The sequence below is a fragment of the Pseudonocardia sp. genome (assembly GCF_050246655.1).
Lineage (GTDB): Bacteria > Actinomycetota > Actinomycetes > Mycobacteriales > Pseudonocardiaceae > Pseudonocardia.
Genome location: NZ_JBFWVQ010000014.1, coordinates 1 through 6,523, shown reverse-complemented (window position 1 = coordinate 6,523; position 6,523 = coordinate 1). Strand labels below are relative to the sequence as shown.

5 protein-coding genes are annotated in these 6,523 nt (G+C 73.8%); 3 read left to right on the top strand and 2 right to left on the bottom strand.

Annotated elements, in window-relative coordinates; translation table 11 throughout:
- Positions 1–614: hypothetical protein (locus AB7J25_RS07440; RefSeq protein ID WP_428506451.1), on the top strand; the 614-nt coding region annotated here is incomplete at its 5' end.
- Between the two features lie 16 nt (positions 615–630).
- On the opposite strand, the gene AB7J25_RS07435 is transcribed toward AB7J25_RS07440, so the two are convergent.
- Positions 631–2,775 (bottom strand): AAA family ATPase, encoded by a 2,145-nt coding sequence (locus tag AB7J25_RS07435; RefSeq protein WP_428506449.1) that lies wholly within the window; start codon positions 2,773–2,775, stop codon positions 631–633.
- Positions 2,756–3,697 (bottom strand): AfsR/SARP family transcriptional regulator, encoded by a 942-nt coding sequence (locus AB7J25_RS07430; protein ID WP_428506447.1) that lies wholly within the window; start codon positions 3,695–3,697, stop codon positions 2,756–2,758. The genes AB7J25_RS07435 and AB7J25_RS07430 overlap by 20 nt, the downstream gene beginning before the upstream one ends.
- Before the next feature lie 477 nt (positions 3,698–4,174).
- On the opposite strand from AB7J25_RS07430, the gene AB7J25_RS07425 reads away from it, so the two are divergent.
- Both AB7J25_RS07425 and AB7J25_RS07420 read left to right on the top strand, forming a co-directional pair.
- Entirely contained in the window at positions 4,175–6,214 is a 2,040-nt protein-coding gene (locus AB7J25_RS07425; RefSeq protein WP_428506445.1) for a DEAD/DEAH box helicase, read from the top strand.
- 66 nt (positions 6,215–6,280) lie between these two features.
- Positions 6,281–6,523, top strand: a 243-nt coding sequence (locus tag AB7J25_RS07420) for an ATP-binding protein (protein ID WP_428506443.1), incomplete at its 3' end; no start/stop codon positions are given.

Here is a 6,523-nt window from a genome sequence, read left to right as displayed (position 1 = left end):
GCGGCCGGGACGACGTGTACCTCTACATGGTGAAGTCGGTGGCGAAGCGGGGGCTGCACAGCATCACCGACGCCGAGCTCGCCGCGACGAACGGTCACGACGTCACCGACGTGGTGCAGGGCCGCTACGAGTACCGGGTCTACGCCAACCTCACCGACGCCGGCGTCGACCTCGTGCAGGCGCAGGGAGCGCAGCTGGCCGCGATCGCGGGCGTGACCGGGTACAAGTTCGCGAAGCCGGTGGCGCGGTGGCGGCGGGACACGATGGTCGTCTACTGCACCACCTCCGCGGCCGCCGACGCCGTGATCGCCGTGCTCCGCGGCCTCCAGGCGGGCGTGCCCGGCCCGGCCGTCCACTTCGCCGCGGACGTCCCGCACTTCACCCGGCCGGCGCCGAACTGCCGGGGCGTCTCCTCGGTGCGCGACCCGCAGGCCGGCGCGGGAGGCTCGTTCTCCGAGCGCATGGCGGACATGATCCGGCTCGCGATCGACGCGGGCGTGGACAGCGTCGACGAGGCCCACCCGAGCATCGCGTCGTACGTGGTGGGCATCGTCGACAAGCTCGAGGGACTCTGGAACGACCCGGGCGCTATGCGGGGCGAGCCGAAACCCTGACCGGGCACGCCCTCGGTCAGCGCGTGCGCAGCCCGCCCAGCTCGCCCGGCACCCCCACCTTGCCGATCTTCGCCAGCTCGCGGCCGGTGGCCCGCATCAGGTGCTCCATCGTCACCACTCCGCCGTCGGCGGCGGCGAGGAACGCCCCGGCCAACACGATGTTGCGGATGCTGCCACCGGGTAGCGCGACGTCCCGGGCGAGCGCGGCCAGGTCCAGGTCCGGGTCGCGCGGCGCCGCGGCCGGCCAGATCCGCGTCCAGATCCGCAGCCGGTCGGCCTCGTCGGGCACCGGGAACTCCACGGTGGCGTGCAGCCGGCGCACGAACGCCTCGTCCATGTTCTTGCGCAGGTTCGTGGCCAGCACGACCAGCCCCTCGTGGCGTTCCAGGCGTTGGAGCAGGTAGCTGGTCTCCAGGTTGGCGTAGCGGTCGTGGGCGTCGCGGACCTGCGTGCGCCTGCCGAACAGCGCGTCGGCCTCGTCGAAGAACAGCACGGCGTTCCCGGCGTCGGCCTCGTCGAACACGCGGGCGAGGTGCTTCTCGGTCTCGCCGATGTACTTGCTCACGACCGACGAGAGGTCCACCGCGTAGAGGTCCAGGCCCAGGGTGGCGGCCAGGACGCCGGCGGCCATCGTCTTCCCCGTCCCGGACGGGCCGGCGAACAGCACCGTCAGCCCCCCGCCGCCGGCCAGTGCGCCGAAGCCCCAGCGCTCGTGGACGGTCCCGCGGTGGCGCACCTGGTCGACGATCTCGCGGAGCTGCTCGGTGCGGTCCGGCGGCAGCACGAGGTCCTCCCAGGTGTGCCGCGGCGTGATCTCCTGGGCCAGCTCGGCGAGTGCGCGGTGCGACCGCAGCCGGCATCCCGCGTACAGGTCGGCCACGGTCACCTCGCGGGTGCGTGGCGCGCGGGCCCTGGCGAGCCCGCGCGCGGTGGCGACGGCTCCCCGGATGCGGGCCCCGCTGAGGCGGAACCGCCCGGAGAGCGCCGCGAGGTCGTCGGTGGCCACGTCGAGCCCGGCGGTGGCGGCCGCCCACAACCGCAGCCGTTCCGCCTGGCCGGGCGCGGGGACGTCGAACCGGACGACCTCGATGCCCTCCGGCGGCTCCCAGCTGGCGCTCCCGGCGACGAACGCCGGGCCGGGGTGGGCCGCGAGCGCGGCCAGCACCGTGTCCCGCTCGGCGGGGCGCAGCTCGTCCACGCCGTCCCAGTAGGGCAGCGCACCCTGCAGCCGAGCCTCGCGGTCGATCCGGCGCAGCGTCGCCGCGAGCTCGCCGGCGCCCGCGGCGGCCACCCGCCCGCCCCGGACGGCGAGCAGCACCGATCCCCACGCCGCACACAGCGCCGCCGCGACCGTCCGGCGGCCCGTGCCGGGCGCGCCACGCAGGTGCACGAGCAGGTCGGCCGCCGGTTCGGCGGCCAGCGCGGCCAGCCGGTCGGCCGGCCCCGGCGGCAGCACGGGCTCGACCCCGCCGGGCGCGGCGACCTCGACCAGGTCGCGTAGCTGCTCGTCGGGGGTGTCGTCGTCGAGCAGGAACGCGGCGACCCGGGGCGCGAGCCGGGCCGTTCGGCTCGACAGCGGGCATCCGGGCAGGTCCGGCGGATCCTCCAGCAGTACCAGCTCGTGGCGGCGCAGCGGCGCGGCCGTGCTCAGCCGGGCGCGTGCTGCCCAGCGCGTCTCCTCGTCCGGGCAGAGCAGGTCCAGCACCAGTCCGACGTTCGGCGAGCGTCGGGTCAGATCGTCGTGCAGGTAGCCGTAGATGCGCTCGTAGCGACGGTCCAGCTCGGGCGCGAGGCAGGCCACGACGACGTCCACGTCGAACCCGGACAGCCCGAAAGCCCGCGCCAGCTCCAGCAGCCGCATGCGGGCCCCGGCCCGCGTGCCGGCCTCGGCGGCGAGCGCGATCAGCTCCCGCATCGCGTCTGCCTGCGGTGGTGGACCGGGAGCGGAGCCGGGGCCGTCGAGCAGCGCGTCGATCTCCGCCTCGGAGATCACGTACGCGGACATGCCCGCCCCCGTCGCGTCGACCTGCGCCCGGGCCAGCCGGATCGCTTGCGCCAGCAGCCCGTCCAGCCACCTCAGCTCGCAGAGCAGGTGCTCGCGCGATGTCGCGAAGACGGGAGACGCATCGTGAGGCGGCGTCTCACGAGGCGTCGTCGACATCGAACCTCCGCCGGGGCACGGACTGCCTGGGTCCGACGAGCATCGGGGAGTGCAGCGGGCCGAGCCGTTCCTCGACGGCGGCGCGGAGGGCTCCCAGATCCGCCTGGAGCCGGTCCAGCCGGGCGTGCAGGTTGTCGGCGCCACCCGTGGGCCGGGCCGCCTGGGGCGGATCGACCGTCCGGCCACTGCGGACCTGTTCGTGCAGGGCTGCGGTCTCGGCCGACGGGGCGATCCCGTACTCCGCGGCCAGCGCGTCGGCGCACCGCTCGTACTGGCGCAGGGCCGAGGTACGGTCCCCCGTGCCGTGGTGCAGCCGGATCAGCAGGCGGTGCGTGGACTCCCGCGCCGGATCGTGATGCAGGACCTGCTGCCCGTAGTCGATCCCGCGGCTGTGCAGCCGTCGGGTCATGCAGAAGCCGATCAGCTGCTCCAGCATCGCCAGGTGGATCCGTTCCTGACGGACCCGCTCCTCGATGCACCAGTCGTGGTACCAGCAGGCCATCAGCTCCCCCCGGTACAGGTCGACCGCGGCGTCGAGGTCCTCGGCCTGGGCGTGCGACAGCTGGTGGGCGGGGGTATCGCGGGTGCGCAGGTACGTGTTCTCGGCGGCGCGCACGTCGAGCCACCACGACGGCCCCGACGCCATCCGGACCACCTCGGGGCCGATCGTCACGATCCCGTCCGGCCAGCCCTGCGTCACCGCGCCGAACCGCCACAGCGCCTGGCGCAGGTACCGCTTCGCGATGCCCGGCTGCCCGGACGGCCACAGCACCTCGGACAGGCTCTCCCGGGTGTGCGGCCGGTCGGGGTTCAGCAGCAGGTAGCAGAACAGCTCGAGGGCTTTCGCCGACGGGAACGTCACCGGCCGATCGCGGTGGATCACCGCGATCTCTCCGAACAGCCGCACCCTCAACTCTGCCAACGGACCTCTCCTGATGCGAAGAAGGGGCGGGGCCTCCGCTCCTCGAGACTCTCGGCTCGTGCTCGGGCTGCTCACGCCGTCGGTCGAGGAGCCCCCAGGCGCGGAGCATACGAGAGAGGGCAGGTCGACGGCATGGATCCGCCGTGCGTGGGGCGGACTTTCGCCTGGGGAGCATGGACGGGACCGACTATGATGGGAGAGTCGGAGCCTCCGTCGGCTCAGCACGCGGAGGTCGCAGGTTCAGATCCTGCGCCAGCAACGACCAATCACCACGTGTGGGACCCCGTTCGCCGGTGGCGATCGGGCTCCGACCGTGTGGGGCAGGAGTAGTGAGTGGCTCGAGGTGACCAGCGCCTACGGCGCGCTCACCGCACCGCCCGCGGGACGCAACGCCGTGGCCGTGCCCGGGATGACGGCATCATTCCGGCGCTCGCCCGTGCCGCGTCCGAGGTCGAGGCCGCGGCGCAACGCGGGGTCATGCTGTCCGCGGACCGCACGAAGTTCCAGGTCGTCGCGGTCCTGGCGCGCCAGGAGCGGTCCCGGCTGCAGGCGGAGGCGGGCAGCGCGGAGAAGGGTGGCGACGCCCGCCGCTCAGGGATGCTCCGGCGCCTCGACGGGATCGCGCTGATCCTCGCGCAGGCGGCCACGCACGACACGTCGTTGCTCACGCTGCTCTCCGAGGACGCCGTCCTGTCCGACGCGGCCAGGGCGCTCATGCGCACGATGTTGGCCGACGCCGGGAGGGAGGTGGCCCCCGTCGCGGACGAGGCGGCGGAGTCGGCCGCCCCCACCGCCGAGCGGCGGGTGGTGCCGCGGGCGATCATCTCGCGGCAACTGGCCAACCCCTTCCTCGCCCCGGACTTCTCGGCCGCCAGGCCCAAAGCGGTCGCCCCGACGCGCCGCCTGGCCACCTGGGAGCTGCTCGGGCCGCTGTTCAGCTCGTTCGAACGGGCCGGCGCAGGCGCCTCGACGTGCATGGCGCTGCCGGAGCTGTCCGCGTTGCCGTCGTCCCTGCGTGCGCCGGGTGGTCGCGAGCTGATGCCTCACCAGGGGCGGCTGGTCGCCGCGGCTGCCGCCGGGCACCGGAGCTTCCTGCTCGCCGACGAACCGGGTCTGGGCAAGACGGCGCAGGCCCTGCTCGCCGCGCGGGCGGCGAACGCCTATCCGCTGCTGGTGGTCGTGCCGAACGTCGTCAAGACCAACTGGGCCCGCGAGGCCGCGATCTGGACCCCGGACCGGTCGGCGACCGTCATCCACGGCAACGGCGACACGATGGACGGCTTCGCCGACATCGTCGTCGTCAACTACGAGGTGCTGGACCGCCACGTGGGCTGGATCGGCGACCTCGGCTTCCGCGGCATGGTCATCGACGAGGCGCACTTCATCAAGAACAAGACCTCCCAGCGCTCGCAGTACGTGCTGGAGCTGTCCGAGCGCATCCGCTCCCGCGTCGCGCGCCCCCTGCTGATGGCCCTGACCGGCACGCCGCTGATCAACGACATCGAGGACTTCCGGGCGATCTGGCAGTTCCTCGGCTGGATCGACGACACGAAGCCGCTCCCCGAGCTGATGCACGCGCTGGAGGAGACGGGGCTGACCCCGGCCGACGCCGGGTTCTACCCGGCCGCCCGCCAGTGCGTTGTCGATCTCGGGATCGTGCGCCGCCGCAAGGTCGACGTCGCCGCGGACATCCCGGCCCGGCGGATCGCCGACCTTCCGGTCGAGCTGGACGAGACGGTCGGCCGGTCGATCCGGGAGGCCGAGCGGCGCCTCGCCCGCCGCATGGTGCAGCGCTACGAGGCCGCACTCGCCCGGCGCACGTCCGGCCCCGCCGATCCCGCTGGTCTCGCTGCCGACGGGATCGACCACGACCTCGTGCGCAGGATCGCCATCCGGGAACGGAAGGAGGCGACCGAGGCCGGGGGCTCGGACAACGCGGCGGAGAACGTCTTCGCCATGATGCGGCGCCTCGGACGCGCGAAGGCCGGCCTCGCCGCCGACTACGCGGCCCAGCTGGCCCGCAGCGCGGGCAAGGTCGTCTTCTTCGCCCGGCACGTCGACGTGATGGACGCCGCCGAGGCGACCTTCGCCAAGGCCGGGATCCGGTTCTCCTCGATCCGCGGCGACCAGACGCGGACGGTCCGGCAGAAGCAGATCGACGCGTTCGTGAACGACGCCGGTGTCGCGATCGCGGTCTGCTCGCTCACCGCGGCCGGGGTCGGGATCAACCTGCAGGTGGCCTCGAACATCGTGCTCGCCGAGCTCTCCTGGACCGACGCGGAGCAGACCCAGGCCATCGACCGCAGCCACCGCATCGGGCAGACGGAGCCCGTCACCGCGTGGCGGATCATCGCCGCCCAGACCATCGACGCGAGGATCGCCGAACTGATCGACGGCAAGGCCGGGCTCGCGGCCCGGGCGCTGGACGGCGCGGAGGACGAGGTGTCGTCCTCCGCGGACGTGCAGCTCGAGGCGCTGGTGGCGCTGTTGACCGACGCGTTGACAACGTCGCCGTAGAGCAGGCGGCCCGGCGGTGGCGAGCGGCCCTCGACCCCGACGGCTGACGCTGCTACACCTCCACGCGTGGAGGGTGAGCTGCGCTGTCCGGAGCTCGTGGGCCGGGAGCGCGAGTGGGCGACCCTGCGGACGGCGATCGACGCAGCCGCCCTGCGCGGGCGGGGAGGCACCGTCGTCATCGTCGGCGAGGCGGGCATCGGCAAGTCGAGGCTGATCGGCGAGGCGATTGGCGCGGCGACGGTGGCCGGGCTGCCGGTGGTCCGAGGTCGGGCGGTACCCGGCGGGACGCCGGTGCCGCTCCGGCCGGTC

Bases quoted from the DNA above. Each gene is read 5' to 3' on its own strand.
- AB7J25_RS07435 (WP_428506449.1), bottom strand. From the start codon at position 2,775: ATGTCGACGACGCCTCGTGAGACGCCGCCTCACGATGCGTCTCCCGTC.
- AB7J25_RS07425 (WP_428506445.1), top strand. From the start codon at position 4,175: ATGCTGTCCGCGGACCGCACGAAGTTCCAGGTCGTCGCGGTCCTGGCG.